General features: G+C 62.8%; 29 protein-coding genes, 1 tRNA gene and 1 pseudogene. 18 read left to right on the top strand and 13 right to left on the bottom strand.

The features are described from left to right. Positions 1–185: 185 nt before the first annotated feature. The gene (locus Y694_RS02475) at positions 186–797 is read left to right on the top strand and encodes a hypothetical protein (RefSeq protein ID WP_152543480.1); all 612 of its coding nucleotides are present in this window, start codon (positions 186–188) and stop codon (positions 795–797) included. A gap of 219 nt (positions 798–1,016) precedes the next feature. Here the strand turns inward: Y694_RS02475 and Y694_RS02470 are convergent, their stop codons facing one another. Together Y694_RS02470 and Y694_RS24045 are read right to left on the bottom strand one after the other, a co-directional pair. Continuing rightward, positions 1,017–1,343 carry a hypothetical protein gene (locus Y694_RS02470; protein WP_036229531.1) on the bottom strand — a complete coding sequence of 109 codons (327 nt, stop codon included), beginning with the start codon at positions 1,341–1,343 and terminating at the stop codon, positions 1,017–1,019. A 163-nt stretch (positions 1,344–1,506) separates the two neighbouring features. Then, positions 1,507–1,698 (bottom strand): hypothetical protein, encoded by a 192-nt coding sequence (locus tag Y694_RS24045; protein WP_036248471.1) that lies wholly within the window; start codon positions 1,696–1,698, stop codon positions 1,507–1,509. A gap of 538 nt (positions 1,699–2,236) precedes the next feature. On the opposite strand from Y694_RS24045, the pseudogene Y694_RS25350 reads away from it, so the two are divergent. From Y694_RS25350 to Y694_RS02455, 4 genes and pseudogenes are all read left to right on the top strand, one after another. Beyond that, positions 2,237–2,482: pseudogene (locus tag Y694_RS25350) on the top strand (ParB/Srx family N-terminal domain-containing protein); the annotation flags it as partial. Between the two features lie 602 nt (positions 2,483–3,084). Then, complete coding sequence (locus Y694_RS25345; protein ID WP_231497495.1) at positions 3,085–3,588, top strand: site-specific DNA-methyltransferase; 504 nt, start codon at positions 3,085–3,087, stop codon at positions 3,586–3,588. Then, on the top strand, positions 3,578–4,081 hold the full coding sequence (locus tag Y694_RS22340) for a DUF5681 domain-containing protein (RefSeq protein ID WP_051495524.1): 504 nt from the start codon (positions 3,578–3,580) through the stop codon (positions 4,079–4,081). Before Y694_RS25345 ends, Y694_RS22340 begins: the two co-directional genes overlap by 11 nt. Continuing rightward, complete coding sequence (locus Y694_RS02455) at positions 4,050–4,532, top strand: hypothetical protein (protein ID WP_036229529.1); 483 nt, start codon at positions 4,050–4,052, stop codon at positions 4,530–4,532. The genes Y694_RS22340 and Y694_RS02455 overlap by 32 nt, the downstream gene beginning before the upstream one ends. Here the strand turns inward: Y694_RS02455 and Y694_RS02450 are convergent. Continuing rightward, entirely contained in the window at positions 4,522–5,274 is a 753-nt protein-coding gene (locus Y694_RS02450) for an endonuclease NucS domain-containing protein (RefSeq protein ID WP_036229528.1), read from the bottom strand. The two genes, Y694_RS02455 and Y694_RS02450, sit on opposite strands and share 11 nt — an antisense overlap. Before the next feature lie 35 nt (positions 5,275–5,309). After that, positions 5,310–5,879, bottom strand: coding sequence for a hypothetical protein (locus Y694_RS02445; RefSeq protein WP_152543481.1), 570 nt, complete (start codon positions 5,877–5,879; stop codon positions 5,310–5,312). Positions 5,880–6,148: 269 nt separating this feature from the next. Between Y694_RS02445 and Y694_RS02440 the strand changes: the two genes are divergently transcribed. Beyond that, the gene (locus Y694_RS02440; protein ID WP_051495522.1) at positions 6,149–6,433 is read left to right on the top strand and encodes a helix-turn-helix domain-containing protein; all 285 of its coding nucleotides are present in this window, start codon (positions 6,149–6,151) and stop codon (positions 6,431–6,433) included. Positions 6,434–6,557: 124 nt separating this feature from the next. After that, complete coding sequence (locus tag Y694_RS02435; RefSeq protein WP_036229526.1) at positions 6,558–6,899, top strand: H-NS family nucleoid-associated regulatory protein; 342 nt, start codon at positions 6,558–6,560, stop codon at positions 6,897–6,899. A 336-nt stretch (positions 6,900–7,235) separates the two neighbouring features. On the opposite strand, the gene Y694_RS02430 is transcribed toward Y694_RS02435, so the two are convergent. After that, entirely contained in the window at positions 7,236–7,427 is a 192-nt protein-coding gene (locus Y694_RS02430) for a response regulator (protein ID WP_152543482.1), read from the bottom strand. Positions 7,428–7,929: 502 nt separating this feature from the next. Between Y694_RS02430 and tcmP the strand changes: the two genes are divergently transcribed. From tcmP to Y694_RS22335, 5 genes are all read left to right on the top strand, one after another. Then, positions 7,930–8,694: a three-Cys-motif partner protein TcmP gene (gene tcmP, locus Y694_RS02425; RefSeq protein ID WP_231497494.1), complete on the top strand. Its 765-nt coding sequence runs from the start codon at positions 7,930–7,932 to the stop codon at positions 8,692–8,694. A 106-nt stretch (positions 8,695–8,800) separates the two neighbouring features. Next, positions 8,801–9,439 carry a LexA family transcriptional regulator gene (locus Y694_RS02420; RefSeq protein WP_036229521.1) on the top strand — a complete coding sequence of 213 codons (639 nt, stop codon included), beginning with the start codon at positions 8,801–8,803 and terminating at the stop codon, positions 9,437–9,439. Continuing rightward, positions 9,436–10,191, top strand: a complete 756-nt coding sequence (locus Y694_RS02415; protein ID WP_036229520.1) for a DUF5131 family protein — start codon at positions 9,436–9,438, stop codon at positions 10,189–10,191. The genes Y694_RS02420 and Y694_RS02415 overlap by 4 nt, the downstream gene beginning before the upstream one ends. A gap of 136 nt (positions 10,192–10,327) precedes the next feature. Next, on the top strand, positions 10,328–11,578 hold the full coding sequence (locus Y694_RS02410) for a three-Cys-motif partner protein TcmP (protein WP_231497493.1): 1,251 nt from the start codon (positions 10,328–10,330) through the stop codon (positions 11,576–11,578). 216 nt (positions 11,579–11,794) lie between these two features. After that, on the top strand, positions 11,795–12,724 hold the full coding sequence (locus tag Y694_RS22335; protein ID WP_161728058.1) for a restriction endonuclease: 930 nt from the start codon (positions 11,795–11,797) through the stop codon (positions 12,722–12,724). Positions 12,725–13,239: 515 nt separating this feature from the next. Here Y694_RS22335 and Y694_RS23090 read toward each other — a convergent pair. From Y694_RS23090 to Y694_RS02390, 3 genes are read right to left on the bottom strand one after another with little or no spacing between them, the layout of a single operon-like run. Beyond that, positions 13,240–13,761: an ATP-binding protein gene (locus Y694_RS23090; RefSeq protein ID WP_081771382.1), complete on the bottom strand. Its 522-nt coding sequence runs from the start codon at positions 13,759–13,761 to the stop codon at positions 13,240–13,242. Next, on the bottom strand, positions 13,758–14,180 hold the full coding sequence (locus tag Y694_RS22330) for an ASCH domain-containing protein (protein ID WP_051495520.1): 423 nt from the start codon (positions 14,178–14,180) through the stop codon (positions 13,758–13,760). The genes Y694_RS23090 and Y694_RS22330 overlap by 4 nt, the downstream gene beginning before the upstream one ends. 4 nt (positions 14,181–14,184) lie before the next feature. Then, positions 14,185–15,420, bottom strand: coding sequence for a GNAT family N-acetyltransferase (locus tag Y694_RS02390; protein WP_197028716.1), 1,236 nt, complete (start codon positions 15,418–15,420; stop codon positions 14,185–14,187). Between Y694_RS02390 and Y694_RS24625 the strand changes: the two genes are divergently transcribed. After that, complete coding sequence (locus Y694_RS24625) at positions 15,402–15,827, top strand: hypothetical protein (RefSeq protein WP_197028715.1); 426 nt, start codon at positions 15,402–15,404, stop codon at positions 15,825–15,827. The genes Y694_RS02390 and Y694_RS24625 overlap by 19 nt on opposite strands. Before the next feature lie 195 nt (positions 15,828–16,022). Here Y694_RS24625 and Y694_RS25340 read toward each other — a convergent pair whose 3' ends face one another. Genes Y694_RS25340 through Y694_RS25330 form a run of 3 tightly spaced genes read right to left on the bottom strand, consistent with a single transcriptional unit; the run spans position 16,023 to position 17,772 of the window. Then, positions 16,023–16,946 (bottom strand): hypothetical protein, encoded by a 924-nt coding sequence (locus Y694_RS25340; protein ID WP_231497492.1) that lies wholly within the window; start codon positions 16,944–16,946, stop codon positions 16,023–16,025. A gap of 20 nt (positions 16,947–16,966) precedes the next feature. Beyond that, entirely contained in the window at positions 16,967–17,146 is a 180-nt protein-coding gene (locus Y694_RS25335; protein ID WP_051511975.1) for a hypothetical protein, read from the bottom strand. After that, positions 17,146–17,772 (bottom strand): hypothetical protein, encoded by a 627-nt coding sequence (locus tag Y694_RS25330; RefSeq protein WP_152543495.1) that lies wholly within the window; start codon positions 17,770–17,772, stop codon positions 17,146–17,148. Before Y694_RS25330 ends, Y694_RS25335 begins: the two co-directional genes overlap by 1 nt. A gap of 509 nt (positions 17,773–18,281) precedes the next feature. Here Y694_RS25330 and Y694_RS24040 point away from each other — a divergent pair. Further along, the gene (locus Y694_RS24040) at positions 18,282–18,572 is read left to right on the top strand and encodes a hypothetical protein (RefSeq protein WP_152543496.1); all 291 of its coding nucleotides are present in this window, start codon (positions 18,282–18,284) and stop codon (positions 18,570–18,572) included. 16 nt (positions 18,573–18,588) lie between these two features. On the opposite strand, the gene Y694_RS24035 is transcribed toward Y694_RS24040, so the two are convergent. Further along, positions 18,589–19,161: an ATP-binding protein gene (locus Y694_RS24035; RefSeq protein ID WP_255343759.1), complete on the bottom strand. Its 573-nt coding sequence runs from the start codon at positions 19,159–19,161 to the stop codon at positions 18,589–18,591. A 157-nt stretch (positions 19,162–19,318) separates the two neighbouring features. Between Y694_RS24035 and Y694_RS22325 the strand changes: the two genes are divergently transcribed. The 4 genes from Y694_RS22325 (at position 19,319) to Y694_RS02365 (ending at position 21,675) form a co-directional block, all read left to right on the top strand. Beyond that, entirely contained in the window at positions 19,319–19,663 is a 345-nt protein-coding gene (locus tag Y694_RS22325) for a DUF3489 domain-containing protein (protein WP_051495518.1), read from the top strand. Between the two features lie 109 nt (positions 19,664–19,772). Continuing rightward, positions 19,773–20,060, top strand: a complete 288-nt coding sequence (locus Y694_RS02370) for a DUF2924 domain-containing protein (RefSeq protein ID WP_051495517.1) — start codon at positions 19,773–19,775, stop codon at positions 20,058–20,060. Beyond that, positions 20,057–20,236, top strand: coding sequence for a recombinase family protein (locus Y694_RS25325; protein WP_051495516.1), 180 nt, complete (start codon positions 20,057–20,059; stop codon positions 20,234–20,236). The genes Y694_RS02370 and Y694_RS25325 overlap by 4 nt, the downstream gene beginning before the upstream one ends. Continuing rightward, positions 20,233–21,675 (top strand): recombinase family protein, encoded by a 1,443-nt coding sequence (locus Y694_RS02365; protein ID WP_051495515.1) that lies wholly within the window; start codon positions 20,233–20,235, stop codon positions 21,673–21,675. Before Y694_RS25325 ends, Y694_RS02365 begins: the two co-directional genes overlap by 4 nt. Positions 21,676–21,903: 228 nt before the next feature. On the opposite strand, the gene Y694_RS02360 is transcribed toward Y694_RS02365, so the two are convergent. Further along, positions 21,904–21,994 (bottom strand) — tRNA-Ser (locus Y694_RS02360). Positions 21,995–22,004 lie beyond the last annotated feature (10 nt).

The raw sequence follows: 22,004 nt of genomic DNA, 5'->3' as shown, positions 1-22,004 counted from the left end.
CTTCCGGATGGCGCCCGATCTGGCCACTCGGACCGGCCTTGCGATCGACACTGCTCAACCTGCTCACGCTGCTCGACACGCGTGTGAAGCCACCTGTTTGAGTATCCATCGCGTCGAACTTGGCGTTGAGCTGACTTTTCGTACTAGATTCTGGTCCCGACCGACGACAAGGGGACCGAACGACGATGGCTTCCACAGCACACTCGATGGACGCAGGGAGATCGATTCGAACGACTGCGACCGTTCTCGTCCTGTTCGCCAGCGGGGTCGCGAACGCGCTCACGGAGGCCGACTGCGATGGCATGCATCGGCTGGTTGACCACACGTTTCGCGATCTAGCCCAACTGACGGGGGACGTGCTTGAGCGCTCCCCGGGGCAGGTGGCGATCCACCGCGTATCGGGTTCGACGCTGCCGTTTGAGCAATGCAAGATCCTCCGCTTCGAAGGCGATTCAGCGCTTCGAGTCTTGGAGTGCGACATCGCTGGCCAGAGCGGCATCGACCGCATCGATGGGCTGCAATCGGACGTGACGCTCGCGATCACGACGAAGACCATGCAATCGATTGCTGACGACTACGCGGCATGCTTCTTCAAGCGCTGGACTCGATCGGAAGATTCGACGACACGGCGAGGTCGTGTTCGGTCATCCTGGACTTGGGCACTGACGCTCGATTCTCAGCCGGCGTACCGCGGTATCGCCTCGCTCGTCGTCGAGCAGAGCAAGGTCGGCCAACCCATCGGCATCCCCGCCATCACGTTCAACTTTTACCGAGTGGAGCATTCGGCGAAGAACTAGCGCCGCCGATCGGCATTTGCCGGTCGCCACGAACACAAGCCATACCGGCGATGACCGTGGTGAAAGATGCGGGCGTGACTGCGCTGCCTAATGCGACCATCGACTAAGAGACGGCTACACCAGTTGGATCAACCGCCCAGGCATCGCCTCCCGAGCCGCAGTTCGTCTCGGTGGGTCTTACGTGGCTTGAGCACTCGATCTGCGGACAAGAAAGCGACGCTAGTCGCTGCCGAGCCCCTTCTCATCGCCTGGCTGCCGCATCGCCTCATCGTCGATCTCGCGAACGACGATCGCGGTCGGTGGCCGTGGATGCACCCCCGCCCAGCAAGCTGCCACGGCGGCTTCGACGGCCTCGTGCCACACCGCCGTCAGTTCGGCTTTCTCGGCCGACGCGCTCGGCGCCTCCTCGCTCTCAGCATAGGCCGCGCGCTCCGCGAGGCGTGGATGGACGGCCTCCCTTTCGAAGACGGCCCAGCATGCAGCAACAGCTCGGGCCCGCTGCAGCTGCGATGCACCCGTCGTGTCGATGTCGATCACCCAGGTCATGGCTGCAGCCCTAGCGTTCGTTGTACCGGTGACGATGGCGTGGCGAGCGGATCTCGGTAGGACGTTCCGTGCTGCCACATTAAAGCGTGTTCAGGCTCGACTGGAAGGCTCATGACTTGGTCGCGAGGCGTACATGTGGGCCTCTAGCGGATTGCGATGAGATTCAGTGCAGGACCTCGACTTGCCGTCGCTCGATCCAGTGCGTCCCTGGTCCGTGGATCTCGTTCGCGGCGTAGACAATTCCTTCAAACTGCTCGAGCAGCTCAGGGGTGGACGGCCACCATGCGTTGAGCATCTTTGGGAAGTGGACTGAGTGACGCACGTTACGCCGCCACAGGATGCGGATCTGATACATCGTGAGGCTGCAGGGGCAAACCGTATGCCTGCCCTATCTCGGCCCCAACATCCGCGCTTCGATGTACCTCGATCGATGCATGTGCCGGCGGGATCCTCGGAAGGACCGGCCTGCCGCGTTTTGATATAACCCAAGAGCAAAATTTTGGTATAGAGTGCTCGCACGGTTCCTTGATCCCCCCGTCATGCGACGGGCAGATCAGTGAGGTAGCTCCTCACGCGTCTTCACTGCCCGCATGGTCGGAGGTGAGACGCCAACCGAGCGCATCCGCCATGTGGCGATGCCTGCCCGTCATGTGATGGGCAGATTGGTGAGGTCGCACCTCGCACGTCTTCACCTGTCGCATGGGCGGAGGTGGGACGACAACCGAACTCAACAGCTATGTGGTTGACGGTCGCTCATCATGTGATGGGCAGATCAGCGAGCTAGCTTCTCGCGCGTCTTCACCGGTCGCATGGGCGAAGGTGGGACGACAACCGGGCGCATCCGCCATGCGGTTGATGCACGTGTGTCGTACTAACTTTTTTGGGGAAATCCCATGACGACGGAACCAATCCGCGCGCCCGCAGTGGCCGCAACCTTTCAAATGATGCCGGTCGCCTCGCTGCGGCCCTACGAGCGCAACGCTCGCAAGCACTCGAAGAAGCAGATCCGCCTGATCGCTCGCTCGATCGAAGAGTTCGGCTTCACCAACCCTCTGCTGATCGACCGCGACGGCATGGTCGTGGCCGGCCACGGGCGCCTCGAGGCCGCTAAGGTCCTCGGTCTGACCGAGGTGCCCACCGTGCGGCTCGATCACTTCACCCCCGAGCAGATCCGGGCCTACGTGATCGCCGACAACCGCCTGGCCGAGCAGTCCGGTTGGGACACCCAGCTCCTCACGATGGAGCTTGGGGAGCTGGCGAAGCTGGGGGGCAACTTCGACATCCGCCTCACCGGCTTCGACACCCCTGCGATCGACGCCCTGCTCTGCCCGATGCAGGCCGATGACGACGAGCCGCTCGAGCCGGACGTGAAGGCGCCACCCGTCTCGCGCGTCGGGGACCTGTGGCAGCTCGGGCGGCATCGGCTGCTGTGCGGCGACGCCACCGATCCACGGGCCTACGGCCGCCTGCTGGGCGACCAGCCCGCGCAGATGGTCTTCACCGACCCGCCCTACAACGTGCCGATCGCCGGGAACGTGACCTCCGGGGATCGCCACGGGGAGTTCGTGATGGCCTCCGGGGAGATGAGCCCGCAGGAGTTCACGTCCTTCTTGAACGCGGTCTTCATGCTGCTGGTGGCGAACTCGGTCGACGGATCCATCCACTTCCTGTGTATCGATTGGCGGCACCTGCGTGAGCTGATGGACGCGGCCACAGTGTCGTACACGGAGCTGAAGAACCTGTGCGTCTGGAACAAGGCCAACGCGGGGATGGGGTCCTTGTATCGCTCCAAGCACGAGCTGATCTTCGTCTACAAGGCCGGCCGCGGGGCGCACATCAACAACATCGAGCTGGGCAGCACGGGCGCAACCGCAGCAACGTCTGGCCCTACGCCGGCGTCACCACCCCGTCCAAAGGCCGCTCGCAGCGCCTGGCCATGCACCCGACGGTGAAACCGACGGCGATGATCGCCGACGCCATCCTCGACTGTTCCCACCGTGACGGGCTGGTGCTCGATCCCTTCGGGGGCTCGGGCTCGACCCTGCTCGCGGCCGAGCGCACCGGCCGGCGGGCGGCGCTGATGGAGCTGGATCCGCGCTATGTGGATGTGACGGTGCAGCGCTATCTACGGAGCGGCGGCCAGGCGGTCTTGCTGGAGGACGTGGAAGGCGAGAGCAGCGCGGTCGCCGGGTGCTCGTGGGCCGAGGTGGTGACCCAGCGTCGGGAGGATGGCGATGAGCAGTGACAAAGGTCCCAACGACCCCGACTATCCGGTCGGCTACGGCAAGCCGCCGCAGGCGTCGCGTTTTGTGAAGGGCCAGTCGGGGAATCCGAAGGGACGGCCGCGCAAGCCCAAGCCAGCGGATCTGACGGTCATCGAGCGGGTCGCAAACGAGGTGTGCGGCTCGATCACGCTCCGCGGCAAGAAGCGCCCGCTCACGCTCGAAGAGGGCCTCCTGCGGAAAGCGATCGCTGCTGCAGTCCAAGGAGACGTGAAGGCCGCCGCCCTCTTACACGACGAGGAGATGAAGCAAAGCCGCAACGAGATCCAGCGCCGGACCGGCTCGGCCAACCCCAAGCCGCAGCCTGAGCTGGGCGTCGTCCTCATCCCCTATCTTCCAGAGGAGATGTGGGAGATCTTGGCGCCGATCCAGCAACGAAAACTGATGGAGGCCACCCTGTCCGACTTGGCCTGGAGAGAAGCACGTGAAGCGCAAGAAGCCGCCGACGCCCGATGAGCCGAACCTGGTGACTCGCCTCTTGGACGAAAAGGTGCGAGACGCACACCCCGATGTCGCTCAAGGCGACATGACCAACCGCGAGCTGATCTACCGAAGGCTGGCGCGCGCCGCGGCGGCGGGCGACAAGCAGGCCAAGAAGCTCTTCTTGCGCATGCGGCGTGAATCGCCGGAAGTCGCCGAGAAGCTCCGTGTGGCCCGCACGTATGCGCAACCCGGCAGCAGCGAATCGGGCGTCATCCAGGTACCTTACATGGCTGGCTTCGTGAACTGCCCCTACCACCTGGCCCTCGCTGAGGCAGCAAAGGCCCGCAAAGAGGGACGCCCCTACCGCTTCGACCCCCTCGACCCCTCCCAGCCGAACGCTTGTTCAGACGCGTGTCCGGACCCGACCGACCCCGGCCTGCTGCCGCTGCCCGATCTGGACGAACCCCCGCCCCTCATCCACTGACCTGCTGCACCGTGACCGAGAGCTTGTACTCGTAGAGCGTCACGTCGGGGAGCGCGCGGCAGGCCAGCCGCAGGTCTTCGCTGATGTCCTTGGCGACGATCATGCCGCGCACCTTCTGTGGCCCGTCGACGTGGTGCTCCTTGATCCAGTTGACGTAGCGCAGCAGCTGTCCGACGACGCGGTCGTAGCCCTTGGAGACCTTGAGCTCGATGACGGCGTAGTCGCCGTGCTGGTCGACGGCCAGGATGTCGATGAAGCGCCCGCCGGCCGGGAATTCGACGCCGGTGATGCCTTCGTCCGTGTAGGGGCGCAGCCCCGGCTCCAGGGCGTGGAGGTTGCGCACCAGGTAGTCGCGCAGGTCGTGCTCGTAGGCGAACTCCTGGGAGAGTGCCGCAGCAGTGTTTTCGGCCACGGTGGGTTCGGCGTCATCGGACTGGGCGGTCAGCGAGCTGATCGGGATGGGGTCCCTGCCCGGCTCGTACAGGCGGAAGTGGCTGCTGTCGATCTTGAAGAAGAGGTCGTCGCTGCCGTCGTCGCGGGCGGCGTATTGCAGCCGGGTGCGCACGTTGGTGGACAGGCGGATCAGGTGGGCGGTGACGGTGCCCTCCTTGACGTTGGGGTAGTGCTCGGCAAACCACTGGACCGCGCGCTCGCGGGAGAAGGCTTGGCCGGGCTGCAGGGCGAAGGCTGCCGCCATGTCGTGCATCAGCAGGCGAACGGGTTTGTCGTTGAGGGCGGGCATGGGGGTGTCAGGTGGGGGTTAACAGGCCTCGGCGCTCAGCCCAGGCAGGCCTTGAGGCGGTCGGCGAGGCGCTCGAGCGCGGTGTAGACGCCGGGTGCGCGGGCGCCGGCCCAGGTGCCGACGGGGCCAAAGCCTTCGTTGGCCAGCCCGCCGGTGTTCTGCTGGGCGCGCTCGATCTGCGAGAAGACCAGGGTGAGACCCTGTGGGCCGGTGGCCGCCTTGAGGTCAAAGCGGACCAGGTCGACGACCAGGCCGGCGGACGAATCGGTGCGGGTCAGGCCGCTGGCGACCAGGGTGGTGGTGCCTTCGTCGATGTACTTGAAGACCGGGCCGCCGATCACGGTCTGGCTACGGTTGACCTGGTAGTAGGTGCCGGTGGCCGCGCCGACGAAGGAGCCGGCGGTGTCGCTCAGCTGGGCGCCTTGCTGGTGGACGTGCTCGGCGATGCAGAGCTTGAGCTGGGAGAAGCTGCGCGGCTGGGGCGGCACGTACGAGAAGTCGACGCGCTCAATGTAGGTGCCGCCGGAGGAGCCGGTCACGGTGTGGACGCGGTCGGGGAGCTGGACGGGGGTGGCGCAGGCGGTCAAGGCCGCCACGAGGGCCACGGTGAGGCCGCGGCGTGAAACACGTTCAGCGCGTCGGCGCCCTTTCATCTCGGCCATCTTTGGTATCCCTCCTTAGGTGCTTTGGACAGTGCGACCACTGTGGCGAACACCCGGGCGGTAGTCCAATGACGAGCCCGGCATCTCGCGCTGACAGTGCGCTTCACGCGACGATCACCAGCAAAGACGGGGTTCCCGAGCTTGAAACGTTCGTCGATTTGCTGTCAGTTGACACGTGTCTTTAGTGTACACAGCACCAACACTCCGGCGCCATGCGCCCGAGTCGTAACCAAGCCCTCATTGACGCCCTCGGGGTCGAGGTCAAGGTTCGCCGACAAGAGTTGGCCTTCACGCAAGAGGATCTGGCAGGCCGCTGCGACCTCGACCGGCCGTTCATCTCGTTGATCGAGGTCGGGAAGAAGCAGCCGAGCCTTAGCGTGCTGCACCGAATCGCCTCCGCCTTGGATCTCAAGTTCGGCGAGTTCTGCGATCGGATCGATGCGCGCTACCGCAAAGCGCTCAAGAGCAGCGAGCGAATTCGTCGCAGCCAGCCGTGACGGCGCGGCTCGCGCGGTGAACTAGCCGTTTAGGCTGTCGTTCAGTAGGCCATCTCTGCCTGCAGCCTTGCCTTTTTCTTATGTCAACATATCCTTTGCTTCCATTGGCATCAAAGGACTCTCTATGACAACACTCAGTCAACTGCAAAAGCAGATCGCCAAGCTCGAAGCTCAAGCGAGCCAGATCAAGAAGAAGGAAGTTGATTCGGTGATCGCGAAGATCAAAGAGGCGATCACCGTTTACGGCTTGACCGCTGCGGATCTCGGTTTGAGCGCAAGGGTCGCGCGCACGGCCTCCTCAACGGCTGGTCGGAAAATGACGACCAAGAAGGGCCGCAAGGCGAAGGCTGGGAAGATCAAGTTCCAGGATGGGAACGGCAATACGTGGACTGGGCACGGCCGCCGCCCACAATGGTTTATCGATGCCATCGCCTCGGGGAAATCGCCTGAGCAGCTCGCCATCTGATCCGGCGGACGCATACCGCCCCCCGCGCCAGGACCGTGGCGGAGACAACAGGATGTCAGCTTCAGACTGAAAGCGGTTCGTTGTGCTCGAGCGTGCGATGACTGCTCTTGGTGAGAGCGGACGGTCGCCGCGCTAGCGACTTGACCGTCCGCTTCTCACGGCCGCTCTGACCGATGTCGGCCAGGACCAGTCATTCAGGTGTCAGGACGGTGCATGCGATCTTGGGCGTATCGACATCGCTAAGTTGACCGAGGGAACGTCGGCGTCGCTTTGTCGGCAGCGCCAAGAACCTGTGGTTCGTTGCCGTTTTCACGCAATAACGCCAAAGATCCCACGCTAGGAGTTTGCGAGGCGCGATACTTTGAAGCCATCGATGTCCGGCAAGCCTAGATCGAGCAGAACGAGGTCGGGCGGCCGTCGCTGCATTTCCTGCCGTGCCAGCTCGCCACTGTACGCGGCGCTCAGCTCGCCCCCATCCAGGCGCAGCAACATGCACAAGGAGTCGGCTGCATCCTGCAAGTCGTCCACCACAAGGATGTGAAGGCGCTCTTTCGGACAGCCTCGGCCGGGGTGGCTCGATAATTGGCTTTGATGCGTTGACAGCCACAGGCAGCCGAACGCTGAACGTACTGCCCTGGCCTGGCCTGGGTCAGTGCTGACACCGGTCGCAGTGCCACCGCACTACAGATCTCGGCCGGACTGATGCTTGAGCGTTCGCGGCTTGCTCCATCTGCTCGCCTGCACTACCAGCCGGGGGCGCCAAGCCCCGCCTCAACGTGAGGCTCAATGCATCCAGGCATGCGGCATGCAGTCATTCGGCAGGGGAAAGCAGCTAGCGTTACCCCGGACATTCCTCTTCATACTAGGGGACAACTACGGGTTCTTAAAGACGACGTTGATCGCCGCTCCCGCAGAACCGTTTGTTTGTGTGAGATGTCAGGGAGAGAAATTGACTTCAGAAGCTGTAGACCTCTGGGAATCTGATCCATTTTCCGATCTGCCCATTGAGCGCGGTCCAGAAGAAAATGGCGTGGGCGAGTGGGTCCCTTTCGAGAAGCACCGCTACCTTTGCCGCTACTTGAACGCGACGCGCGAGGCGCAGAAGCGCTTCAAGCAGCGCGTGCTGATTGACCCCTTCTGCGGCCCGGGCCGCATTCAGGTGAAGGGTGAAGCCATTACCCGTGACGGCGGCTCGGTGATCGCCTACCGCCAGTCGATTCTGTCGGGCTCACCTTTCACGAAGGTCCTCATCGGCGACATCGATCCGGACAGGGCGGCCGCCAACGAGCAGCGCTTGGTCGCACGAGGCGCGCCGGTTCAGAAGTTCGTCGGCCCTGCCATAGAGATGGTGGATCAAATGGCGAAGGCAGTGCCGTTCGGCGCCCTCGCTCTGGCCTACATCGACCCGTACAACCTTGAGTACCTGTCGTTCTCCATCATCGAGCGGCTGGCCAGGCTGGAGCATGTCGACTTCGCTGTCCATTTCAGCCTCATGGACCTGACCCGCAACATCGACATGGAGCTGAATCCGGCGCGCGACCGCTTCGACCATGCGCTACCCGAGTGGCGTTCGCGGGTGCCGCCTAAGATATCCAAGAAGAATCTGTCTCTGTGGTTCTTCGACGAATGGTGCAACGCCGTGAAGGCGCTGGGTTTCACGGTCAGCTCACAGATGCCGCGCATCACCGACGGCAAAGGGCGGGCGATCTACCGGCTGGTGTTCTTCTCGCGTCACCCGCTGCCGGACCGCATCTGGGGCGACATCGCTCGCAGTCAGAACCGCGAGCTTTTCTAGGTGTGATGCCTCTCGACTAGATCGGGCCGTCGCGGGCTGAGGGCAGTGCTTAGGCGCGACGGCACGGGTTTTTGCAAAATTAGTGGACGAATGTACACTAATTCAAATGGCTAGACCGAATAACGATCAGGTACATCTACGCCGCCTGCGCGATCTTTATGCGCGCGAGCGTTGTCTGCCGTCGTACGAGAACCTAGCGGCCGCGCTGGGCTTTCGGGCAAAGAACGCCGCATTCAGTCTGGTCAAGCGGCTGGCGGCTTCAGGTCACGTCGGCAAAGCGCCCGGCGGGCGCCTGGTGCCAGGCCCGGCCTTCTTCGCCCTGGATTTCAGCGACGACTCGGTGATGGCAGGCCTCGACCCCGACCAAGAAGGTTCGGGCTTTGTCCATGAGCAGAGACTGTCGGAGCTAGTCGTGTCGCGGCCATCGAGAACCATCCTGATCTCCGTGAGGGGCGAATCGATGGTGGGCGTGGGAATCCTCAGTGGCGACGTCGCTGTCGTGGAAACCGGCGTGCAAGCCATGCATGGCGACTACGTCGTGGCGGAGGTCGATGACGCCCACACGGTCAAGGAGTTCAGGCAGGCCGGCGCGAAGTTGCATCTGTTGTCGCACGGCAGCGACGGCGACAAGGCCATCGTGCCAACAAGGAGCCTGAACATCGTCGGTGTCGTCAGGGGCATCGTTCGCGCCTACAGGCCGCAGGCCAGGGTACCGACTAAGCTAGCGAAGGAAGCAGAGCAATGACAACCATCAGCAGGATCGAGTGGACCGAGCAGACGTGGAATCCGACCGTAGGTTGCACCAAGATCTCGCCTGGCTGCAAACACTGCTACGCAGAGACCATGGCGCGGCGGCTCAAGGCTATGGGCACTCCTGGCTATGAGAACGGGTTTGAGCTGACGTTGCTGCCAGAGCGACTTAACGATCCGCTGAAACGCAAGAAGCCGACGGTGTACTTCGTCAACTCGATGTCGGACCTATTCCACGACCGAGTACCGGACGCATACGTCGAGCAGGTCTTCGCCGTCATCGAGCAGACGCCTCATCACACGTACCAGATCCTCACGAAGCGTGCCGCCCGCATGGCGCGCTTCTTCCGCACGCGCAAGGTTCCCGATAACGCCTGGCTGGGTGTCTCGGTGGAGGACAAGAAGTACGGCGTGCCGCGGATCGATCATCTGCGCACAGTGCCAGCTCGGATCCGGTTCCTCTCGGTGGAGCCCTTGCTGTCGGACGTGGGCGAGCTGAGTCTCAAGGACATCCATTGGGTCATTGTCGGCGGCGAGTCTGGCCCAAAGGCCAGGCCTATGAAGATGGAATGGGTCGAGTCTGTGCGCGAGCAATGCCAGGAGCAGGAGGTCGCCTTCTTCTTCAAGCAATGGGGCGGCTGGGGCGCCGACGGAAAGCGTCGGGCGAAGGCCGCGAACGGCCGCGAGCTCAACGGACGCACGTGGGACGAGATGCCCGACGCCGCACTGGGGCAGTTGGGCGCCTGATCGGCAGCGTACTACTGTCGGTGGCGCGCCACATTCTCCTTGATGCCCAGTTGGCGGGCGTGCACATTCGCAGTCTGGGGGAACCAGAGCGCAGCAGCGCCAAGCGATGCCACATTACGACTGGGTTTGGGGGAGCATGCCCCCGCTTCTGAAGCGCCATAGTGAGGTCAAACATGCGCTGCTTCGCAACTACCTAATCAAGTACTTTCTGACCTTGTTCTCGCGACTGCAGCGGGAACAGATCCGGATGACCGTGGCTGACGGCTTCTGCGGTGGAGGCCTCTACATCAATGAGGACGGCCGGGAGACGCCCGGTTCGCCGCTGGTCATCCTCGAAGCCATCGAGGAGGCGAAGTACCTGGTCATGACTCGCCAGGACCGTCGCAAGCCCATCGACATTGACGTCGAGCTGATTTGTATCGACGAGTGCCCATCGGCACTGGAGTTTCTGCGCAACCTCCTGGTTCAGCGCAACTACGGCCAGGCACTAGCTTCCGAGCGGATCCGGCTGATCCGCGGGCAGTTCGCTGACTACAGCGACGCCGTCATCAAGCGCTGCGAGGCACGCAGTACCAGGTCAGGCCGTGCGCTATTCGTCCTCGACCAATACGGGTACTCGGCTGTGCCCATGCATTGCCTGAGCGACATCTTCAGCAGACTTGCCAAAGCCGAGGTCATCTTGACCTTCTACGTGGATGCGCTGATCAAGTTCCTCGACGTGAAGAACCTGAACCAGTTCAAGACTGCCACCGGCATCCGCAGCGGGATGACTGCGGCGGAGATCGACGACCTCAAGAAGTCGCCGTGGTGGCGGGTGGCGCTGCAGGCCACGCTGTATGAGGACGTGACGCGGGCGTCCGCGGCGAAGTTCCACACGCCGTTCTTCATCCGGCCCGAGCAGGGCTTCGGTGATTTTTGGCTGCTGCACCTCTCGCAGCACTGGAAAGCTAGGGATGTGATGGCGTCCACTCATTGGGAGCATCACAACCACTTCGCGCACTACGGCGGCGCCGGCTTCAACATGTTCAGCACCGGCTACATCGGCAAGCTCGACGACACCGGCAAGCTGCAAACCGGGTTTGACTTCTCTGAAGTGGCCGCCACGGTCAGCGAAGACGCCATGCTGGCGCAAATTCCCAGGCTCCTCAGCGAGGTGCCCGATGGCATCAGCTTCGAGCAGTTCTTCTTGCGGCTGATCAACACCACGCCAGCGACGCGCCACATGGTCGAGACGGCGCTGCTTAAGCTGAGCTCGCATCAGCAGGTTCAAGTGCTGGGCGATGACGGTGTTCCGTCCAGCGCGCGCATGCATCTCAAGCCGGAGCATGTTTTGCGTCGACCGCCGCAGGGAGCGTTCAGCTTTTCCTTCCGCGATGGCGGACCGTGAATCTGACGGAGACAGGCTCAATCGTCGGAGGCTGCTCCGCAGCGGCTTATCCACCTGATCAGAAAGCTAGCGATGTCCGGGCTTCACTGTCCTCTTTGCAAAGCCTCGCGCCATTGGCAACTAGGGGCATTCCTACTGCCTTGGACCGTAGTGGAATGCGATGCCTGTGGCCAAGAATCCTCAGCGGGCTCGTGGGAAGACGAGCATGAGCGCCCTTTGGACGACTCGCTTGAGCCGAATGATGATCATCGTCGGCGCCCCATCAAAGTCTTCGTGTCACACACGCATATCGATCATGACACGCCCTTGCTGAAACGTCTTGAGGACGACTTGATGTTCACAGCGAAGGTGAATGTTTGGTTCGCCAACCAGGATCTTGACGCAAGATATGACATCCAGAGCTTCATGGCAGGAGAGCTTGCTTCCTCAGATTACTTTCTGTTTGTTGTGTCCAAGAACACTTCAACTTCTGACTGGATGCGCCGCGAGATTGAACTGGCAAAGATGGTGCAGTTCAAGCAGCAAAGGCTCCGCGTGATTCCAGTGCTGGTAGACAAGAATTCTTCATGGCGACAACCCGCCAACGCGATCGACTTCACAGGCGACTATCGGATAGCCTACCGAGCGTTGTGCGATACGATGGGGCTTGGATTCAAAGAACCAATAGGCCTGTTCGATCTAGGTCCTCTCGATAGTCCGTCGAGCGTCATTCAGGTTTGCAAGTTCTTCGATCAGCGGATGCTTGAAGCTTTGCACAACTCGCCGGACCTCTTCCAGAAGCTCTCACATCGGGACTTCGAGAAGTTGATCGCCGAGATTTTCGATGGCCTGGGATACGAAGTCGAACTGACGAAGAGAACCCGCGACGGCGGCCGAGATGTCATCGCTATTCGTCGGGCTGAGGTCAATCTGAGATACTTGATCGAATGCAAGCACCCAGACAAGCGCAAGACGATTGGTGTGAGACCGGTCCGGGAGCTGTTGGGGGTCAAGGCGGACAACCGTGCGAGTAAGGCGATCCTGGCCACCACCGCTTACTTCTCTCAGGAAGCCCAGCTCTTCTTTGAGCGGAATCGCTGGGAACTTGAGGGCCGAGATCGCGAGGGCGTCCTTGATTGGATTGCCCAGTGTTACAAGCGCGGTTGAGAGTCGCTCCATCTCACCGTGGTCCGTGTGGCGCGCCATCCGATGGGCCGGTAGCAGACATGCCCTGCCTTAGTCCGGACGACTTCCTGACTTCAAGCGAAGTGGCGCTATAAGCGCCACGGATGGCGGCTGTTTCGAGGACAACGCTTCGTAGTAAACCTGATCCGAAGCGCCGTTCCTGACCCACTACAGCTGCCAGCCGGTCAAGAGCCGTCGGCATCCAAATCGGCCGCTCCCAAGGCCCATGGTCATTCTCATCGCCCCACTCAGACGCCTGCACAGTCGCGTCTTAGCGAACGTCAATAGCCGCGGGCTCACATCGTTCACGTTCAGCTTGTGTCAGCTGCTATAGGCAGCGCCTCGGGCGCCAAGATGATCTGCCAGCACTAGATAAGGCGCCTCTTCGCGCTACTGCGTGTTCAGGATGACACTCCCATCTTCGGTCTCGATTTTCACCTCAGCATTGGGGACGACCGGTCGCCTGAAATCGGCAGTTTGGCACCTCACGATGAGCATCATACGACGACGCCCACCGCCCTTGAGAACTCAGCATCATCGGGCGACTCGAGCACACTGAGCGGCAATTTCAGCTCGGCGCACACCAGTTCTGCCTGCGAACGCTCCTTCGTCATAAATTCGGCTAGCCATGCAGGGCCTCGGTGCAATGCATCGCGCCCACTTACCCGCCCCGCCACGACTTCCGGAGCCGCTTCAATCAACACGACGGACTTGAGGTTGAGCGCCTCAAATACCTTAGTGTCGAGCGGCTTGAACTCTCCCTCCTGCCCGAGCAAGACGAAATGGCCATCGAGGAGAAGTGCCATACCGGCTTCGTTGTGTCGTGCGACTGCTTGGGCCAGCGCGAGTTGGTTCGCGTCTACCTCGGCCACACGCTTGTCAACGTTCCAATCTGGCAGCGCGCGCTCCTTCTTGATCAGCGTGCTCGCCGACGTATGCATCAATCCACTATGCGCTGGCAGACGCTTTGCCAGGTAGGTCTTACCCACGCCATGGATACCGGCAACGAAGATGTTCACAAGTTAATGCCTCCTGGAAACATGGCTGACTTCACACGCTGGTAGTCCGAGGGGCTCAAGTACAGGAAGCCCTGTGGGGGAGTGAAGTTCGGGAACAGCTCTTTGGGATCAACCTGCACTTCCGCGACCTCTACGCGGCCCAGCATGACGCCGTAGGCGAGCGCCTTCTTGCCGATGTATTCTTTCAACTCGTCTTCCGTGACTCCACCGCCATGAGCCTGTGCAACATCCCACAGCGCGTCCGGCGTGCACTCGCGGATCTCCGTGATCAGCGCGATTCCGGTGAGGCGCTGTATGGGGGCGGACGAGTAGATGACCATCACGCCCACGTCGTTGGACGGCCAGCTGCGCCTAAGCTCTACGGTCTTTGTGCCCGAGAGAATCAAGTCCGCGTATTTCGGCTTGATTGACAGCAGCACAGCTCTACCGGTCGGCTGCTGCGAGGATTCTTGAAAAAGACTCATCGGTAATGTGAGTGATGGATTGGATCGGGCCGCTAACGACACGCAGCGGCCTCTGCAGTTGTTTATAGGTGACCGGGTTGTCGAAGTGCTCGATGAGCCTAAACAGCATGACCTTGGTGGCCCCCCGCCTATTCTGGCGGGTCATCTCCGCGATCTGAGCATCTGAATACACAGTGCGCCGGCTCACAAGGCGAGCGATCTGGTCCGCCTGCCCCATCGACTCGTAGCATTCGATGACGCCCAGCGTCGTGATTGCCTTCTGATCATGGCTTCGGTAAAAGAGCACCACGTCACCCGGCCGGGGCTTCTTGCTCCCTGCGTTGGATAGGTAGGCGAGCTTGATGGCGTTGCTGACGTGGCGCAGCGGGTGGCCGACCGGCAGGGCTTGGCCAGCGACCAGCCAATCCGGGAACAAGATGCTGTGGAACTCGGGCAGGATCGGGACGATAAACTTCTCGACATCGACGCCGCCGATATAGTGCGGGTAGTAGCGCCTGACGTATTCGCGCGCGTCAAGCCGAACAGCTGGCGGCCGCACAGGATGGTCCTTGACGAAGACCGCGTCGCCCTTGTACTGGCCGCGCTCCCAAAAGCCAAAATCCTCAATCAGACTGGTCAGGTGGTCCTGCTGCCGGGAGTTTGCGTGCAGGAAAATGTGTTCGCACTGATGCTGCGTTGCGTACCGGAAGGCGGCGCGCAAGAATAGCTCGCCAATTTTCCGGCCACGTACCGCCTCCCCGACTTTGAACGTGCACAGCTTGAGTGCCGGTCCAGGCAGGATTTGACCGTCATCGGAGATCTTCTCGTCTGTCTGCACGGCGAAGATGCAGATGGCGTGGATCTCGCCTTGGCCAGGCTCGCGATACACCCAGGCCCGACGCCCTTCCATGGCGATCCGCCGAAACCAAGCGTTGAAGCCAGCGTAGTCGCTCCGAATGCTGGTGAAGAAATTGCTATGGAGCTGCGGCGTTAGCGTGTGAAGCTCAACCTCCTCAATGTTTGGCAATGTGATCGATGCTGGCTCATGCAAACGCTTGAGCCAGTCGTCGGCCGCCTGAATGTAATAAACCTGGTTGCTCAGACCATGTGCCCGCGCCTTCTTGTGCAGCCCCTGATCCTCAGTGACAAGCGCGTGGGTTGCGTTCTGCTTGAGGGCCCAGAGGATGCGGTTGTCGCATGCGTCGTTCGCCGACAAGCCTGGCGTATCGTTCCACTCGCAGTGAGATCCTCGGGCAACAACGTGTATTGCGGCAGCCGAGCAAGCGTACGGGCACGCCGGTCAGCGTCAGGGTCGCGATTGATGTCATCGACCGACGCCGGGTGGTACAGCAGCTGGTGTCCGTGGGCGTTGCACAGCCGCATGAAATCGGCAAGGCTGGGACGCAGCACTGCCATCGAATCTTGCAACGGGATCAAAATGTTCGTATCGAGCAGGAAGCGCAGACGAATCGGCAAACGGATCTCCTCCTGGCGCGGCTTCTCCTAGCACCCGATCCAAATGCCGCTTATTGGCGGGTTCGGCGCCATGCGCTCTCGAACGAGACTCTTCCGAACATGGGCGGCACAATCGTAGTGCAACTCCGTACTTCGCGCGATCGATGAATTGGCTTGCATTCCAGTCAAGAGGGCGTCTTGGATCATCGCCCGCTCCGTCACGAGCAACTTAGTAGTCGCGACGCGCAGCACGCCGGTGCTTGAGCGGTGCTCTTAGCGGGAGGCAGCAGCGGCTTCTCACACCTCTCAGGAAACATGGTGAAAGCTAGGGAACATGCCCAGGAATCTCTTGCCCAGGCCTATCTATGAGGTAAGCACTTTTCGCAGTGGCTGATTGATCGCAGCGAAGGCGTCAATCACAGCATCGAAAACGAAGTCAAGCGCGCGACCGTACCCCTGGTTCAGGCTGGCGGTGTCGAAACCCATGGCCTGTAGCGTCTGCAACGCTTCGCCAACGGCATCATGCGCCTCGGCGACCCGGAGATCGTTGTTCAAGAAGAGCGCGGCCAAGCGCTCGTTCCTGCGATTCCAGTCCTCACGGGCATCCTCCGAAGAAAACGCTTCGATGGACTCCTGCTGAGCGTCGAGACTCTCGACGATATTGAGGAGCGCCTGCAGCAGCTTGCCGCTCGCCAGGTCCTTGACGTCCTTCGCCGGGCAACCGGCACTACGCAGCATGGATCGAAGAATCCCGTTTGGGACGCGCTGCCACAGCTCGTGCAGGCTCTTGCACCTGGACAAGAATGCGGCCTGCGTCATGTCCAACGGTGCGACGCGCGCCAAACGGCTCAGCTGCGTATATCGATGCCAGCCATTAGCCTCCACCTCAGCCCTGGACAGACCAACAAGGGATTCGGCATCGCTCTGGATGCCCAGCGAGGTTGCAAGGCGGGCCAGGTTATCGCCGAGATCCAGCAGTTGCCCCACAAGCCGCTGCACTTTTCCGACGATGTGCTCTTCGCCAAGATCAGTGGCCGCCACCCGGGCTTCGTCCAGGACAAAGCGGTGCGCGTGGACGATCTCTCGGTCGGGCTTAGGCTTGTACAGCTCGCGAATCGGGACTCGAATCAGGTTGCGACCCACGCGGGTGCAGCCGGAAAACGTCCATTGCCCGCGGTAGGACGGGTTGATGTCGCCATAGCGGTTGGGTGTTGCCCTGTAGAAGGCATTCTGCTCGTAGCGCTCAAGGAACCGGTCGCCGAGGTGGACGACGCCGCCGGCCAGCATTGCGTTGGCTCTAGCGCGCGTCATCGGCCATCTAGCCCTGGCCAGATCAGGACGTCGGCGCGCTGCTCGGCGCACAGCTCGCAGGACACGGCGGTCACGGTTGCCCAGACCTGGAGGTACAACCCGTCGTCGTCTTCCTGGATGTCGACCTCGCACCATCCACCATCCGCGTTGATAGAGACGTGCGATTGCCCGTTCATCAGGCTCGGACTTCCGGGGCATCGTCGACGGGGCCGCCATAGTAGAACGACCGCACGCCAACAGCGCCACGCATCCACAGGTACCGCCGGAGGTGCTCGTTGGACATGCGCCAACTGACGTTCCGTTGGGCCTCCCAGTAATATTCCATGGAGACCTCGCCTTCAGCGATTCCGAACTCAGGCAACCCGAGGTCGTCGTACACGAGACGCTGCTCGTCGTTGCCCAGGCAGCGCGGTGTCAACCCCAATGCCATCCAGACCTTCTCAGACAGGCTAAAGGTGTAGAAGGAACCGTCGCCCCAAGACGCGACCACGTAGTCGTATCCGGACAGATCCGGCGCGAAGTTCACCGACTGGCCTTTTCCGCCGAGCGTGGGAACCGAATACGCGACAACGCCGCCCGCCGCCTCATCCAAGACACCAAGCTCGTCGGCCTTGTCCTCGGGGACTACAGCCATCTGGAAATGCACGACCTCGGTGGGCCGCTGTTGCTCATCCGTCTCGAACATTGCGCTCACCTCGATCCGAAGCGTCGGCTCCAGGCCGACTGGGGCCAGAAGCTCGCGGAGCTTCGCCGGGACGAGATGGCCAGGGATGGGAAAAGCGGAGAGGTAGTCTCTGGGCATGTCGGCAGGATAGACCAGGCATGGCGCGATGCGAAAGAACTCAACCCGGCAATCCACATGAGCTGACCATCCAGCAGCACCTGATGCCAAGCCGGACCATCGAGCGGTCCTGCGGCCGCGACGGGCTTGTGCATGCGCGCTTCCTTGAAGAGGATATTGATCGCCAACTTAAGCCGGGCAAACCTCTCTTCTGCACGATGAGGTCGTGGGACCAGAAATCTAAGTCCGGCCTGGGCAAGTTATCGAGGACAGAACCAAGCGATCGTCCACCGCCTCACCGAACAGTCACTGTCTAGTTTGAGCTCCGACATGCACCGTCCGATGACAGAGATGTATCTCCTCTGGCGACTCCGTTGCCTTCGCGCCCGTGACCCGCTGTCAGACTTGCAGATCAACATCATGGCGGGAGAACGCGACCTGACCCTTGATGCACAGGAGCGATTGGAAAGAAGGGCGGAGTTATGTTTCTCAAGCCCCATGGGTCACTACCGGGTCGGATGGCCGCCGGCATGGACCGGCTCATCTCCATTGACCGAGAGTGGGTGCGAGGTGCGCATGCTATGCGCTGGGGAGTGTTCAGCGCCACCAACGGGCTGGAGTTTCTAGTTCCGGACGCCGTCATCGACGAACCGATCCTGCCAGTGGCACCAGGTATCTGCTTGGCCGCCGGCGCCATCGACTGCGAGCTGACCTTGGACGAAGTAGCTCGGGTGAATCGCGATGCCACGCGGGTGGCCAGCAGGTACTGGTTTGCGCATGACGTCGGCCGTTGCCCGGTACGACGAGCAACGGCTCGTTGAACGGCGTTACGCCGCGTTAGGCTCCAGCTTCGCGCGAAGCTTGCGCGTCGACTCGCCCCTCAAGTTCAAGGCGGTGCGAGGTGTGCACGAATCGGTGCAGCGTGGCGTCGGGAATGGTCTGATCGGGAAGGAGCCCATGCCATTTGTCCACGAGGTACTGGCTCGCGATCAGCAGCGATCCGCAGTTCTGGCGGCTGTCGATGACGTCGAGCAGTAGCTGCGCCGCAATGGTCGTCATGTCGCAGATGCAGAAATCGTCAAGGATCAGCAAGTTCAACTTCGTGAGCCCTAGTTTCAGCTTTCGAAGCGTTCCGTCGTGCTGCGCATCGGTAATCTGGTCGTACAACTCGCGAATCCGATGGAACTGCACCGTCAGGCCCCGACGACATGCCTGGTTGCCCATGGCGCACCCGATCCAGGGCTGCCCACCCCGGTGGGTCCGATGATGAGCAGGCCCTGGTGCCTGGTGATCCAGGCGCAGCTTGCGAGCGATGCCATCTGAGACTTGCCCAAGCCTCGACTGGCCAGCGTCGAACGCGTTCAGTGGGCCATGTCGTCGCAAGCGGCCAGCAGAGGCAGAGGTCCGCATGACCGCAACCGCTGCCGTGCCGACAGCAGGCGCGCCGCTGTGGACGGCCAACTGCGGACTTGTCGCCACTTCTCGGCGCAGATGACTTGATGCCTTCGCGCATTCGAGCGGTACTGGTGCCGCCGCGGCCGTCGCGGCGCCACACCAGGAGAAGCTCGTGCCCAAGACCCCGTCCCGCTCCGCCAAGGCCTCCCCGCGCGCGCGCACAACCAAGCCCGCCGCCCGTGCAGCCGCCACGTCCCCCGCTCGCGCTGCACGCCGGTCGACGCCTCCACCCGCTCCCCCGGCCGCCGAGATCCCCGGCACCAAGCAATCCCGCCTGATCGCCCTGCTCCGCTCGGCCTCCGGCGCCACCCTGCCGCAGATGACCGAGCTGACCGGCTGGCAGCCCCACACCGTGCGCGGCACGATCAGCGGCGTGCTGCGCAAGAAGCTCGGCTTGTCGGTGGCCTGCGAGGCCAGCGACGCCGGCGTGCGGATCTACCGCATCGTCGAGGCATGAGCTCACTTGTTGCCGAGCTAGCCACCCTCGCCTCGCTGTCCCGCCCGCAACTGGCCGATCGGTGGCTCCAGGCGTTCGGTTACCCGGCACCCAAGGGCTCACGGGCCAGATGCTGGCCCTGGCCCTGGGCTGGCAGCTGCAGATGGCCGAGCGACTCGGCACCAGCGCTCCTGACCGCCTCCTGAGGTCCCTGCGGCGATCTGCCGGGCCCTCCTCATCTACCGTGGCTCCTGGCACCCGGCTGCTGCGCGAGTGGCAGGGCCGGACCCATCAGGTGACGGTGCTGTCCTCGGGCTACGAGTGGAACGGCCAGACCTACCGCAGCCTCTCGGCCATCGCCCGGTCCATCACCGGCACGGCCTGGTCAGGCCCTCTCTTCTTCGGGCTGCGCCGGTGAGCCTGAGCTGCGCGATCTACACCCGCAAGTCGTCCGAGGAGGGGCTGGAACAGTCCTTCAACTCACTGGATGCCCAGCGGGAGGCCAGCGAGGCGTTCATCCTGAGCCAGAAGGCGCAGGGCTGGAAGGCCTCTCGGACGGTCTACGACGATGGGGCTACTCCGGCGGGAACATGAACCGCCCGGCCCTGCAGCGGTTGCTGGCCGATGTGGCGGCCGGCCGGGTGCAGATCGTGGTGGTCTACAAGGTCGATCGGCTGACCCGCTCGCTGGCGGACTTTGCGAAGCTGGTGGAGCAGTTCGACGCCCACGGGGTGTCGTTCGTGTCGGTGACCCAGCAGTTCAACACCACCAGCTCGATGGGGCGGCTGACCTTGAACGTACTGCTGTCCTTCGCTCAGTTCGAGCGGGAGGTCACCGGCGAGCGGATCCGGGACAAGATCGCCGCCTCCAAGCGCAAGGGGCTGTGGATGGGCGGGATCGCCCCGATCGGCTACCGACCGCACGAGCGGTCCTTGGCGATCGAGGAGGTGCAGGCGGAGCGGGTGCGGGCCATCTACCGCCTGTATCTGGAGCTGGGCTGCGTGAGTCGCCTGAAGCGGGAGATCGATGCCCGGGCGTGGCGCACGCCACCGCGGGCGACGCAGCGGGAAGGCGCGACCGGCGATCGACCGTTCAGCCGGGGCCACCTGTACCGGATCCTGAGCAACCCGGTCTACCGGGGCCAGATCGTGCACAAGGGGCAGGTGTTCGAGGGCCATCACCCGGCGATCGTGGATCAGGCGGTCTGGCAGGCCGTACAGGATGGCTTGGCGAGCAACCGGCAGGGACAGAGGGTTCGGCGGGGGGCAAAGGACGCCAGCCTGCTGGCCGGGTTGGTGTTCGGCTCGAGCGGGGATCGGCTGACGCCGAGCCATGCCGCCAAGGGGCAGAAGCGATACCGCTACTACGTTGGGAAGGGTGGGGAGGAGACGCTGCGCATTCCGGCGCCGGAGCTGGAGCGTGGCGTCGTGGGTTGCTTGGCGAGGTTCCTGCAGGACGAGGGCCGGGTGATCGACGCCCTCACCGGGACGGGCGATGCGACGGCGGTCCAAGGGGCGCTACGGCAGGCGAAGGAGGCGGCGGGCGAGCTGCAGCAGGTGAAGCCGCGGATCGAGACGGTTCAGCGCTTGGTCGAGAGGATCGCGGTCAGCCTGGACCAGCTGCGGATCACGTTGAAGGCCGGTGGGCTGCCGGGGATGGTCCAGACGACCATCGAGGCGCCCGTGCAGCTGAAGCGCTGTGGGATGGCGATGCGGCTGATCGTGGGGAACGGCTCGGCGCCCAGGGCTCGCCAGGCCGATGGCAAGCTGATCGGATTGATCGCGAAGGCGCAAGGGTGGTTCGCGCTGCTGGCGTCGGGGCGATGCAGCACCGTGGCGGAGGTCGCCAAGCAGGCGCAGATCTCGCCGTCGTACGTGACGCGGGTGATCTATCTGGCCTTCCTGGCGCCGGACATCGTGGAGGCCATCGCGACGGGGGAAGGTCCGCTGGAGCTGTCCGCCGATCGGCTGACGCGGATGGGGCCGCTGCCGATGGACTGGGAAGAACAGCGGGCGCTGCTTGGCATGGGCTGAGCTAGCCAGCGCCACGGTCACGGCCCCGCGGTGCGGGGCCGTGCTTCTTGCGGGCACGATGGTCGGTGGGATATTCGTACCACCGCGGCGGGCCACTGAGAAAGCCGGCCTGAGGGACGCGGTGATGGCCCTGGCGCGGGCGTCCAGAGAATGCCCATCCGGCCCGGAGGCCGCACGGCGCGGGCCTTCGGCAAAAAAAGCCCGCGGCATGCGCGGGCTTGGACTACTTGGCGGAGAGGGAGGGATTCGAACCCTCGGTACGGGGATACCGTACGCCTGATTTCGAGTCAGGTACATTCGACCACTCTGCCACCTCTCCGGAAAACTGT

The sequence above is a fragment of the Methylibium sp. T29-B genome (assembly GCF_000576225.1).
In the GTDB taxonomy this organism is placed as follows: domain Bacteria; phylum Pseudomonadota; class Gammaproteobacteria; order Burkholderiales; family Burkholderiaceae_C; genus Methylibium; species Methylibium petroleiphilum.
Note: the sequence above shows the minus strand (reverse complement) of the source record. Positions and strands in the feature narration are given on the sequence as shown.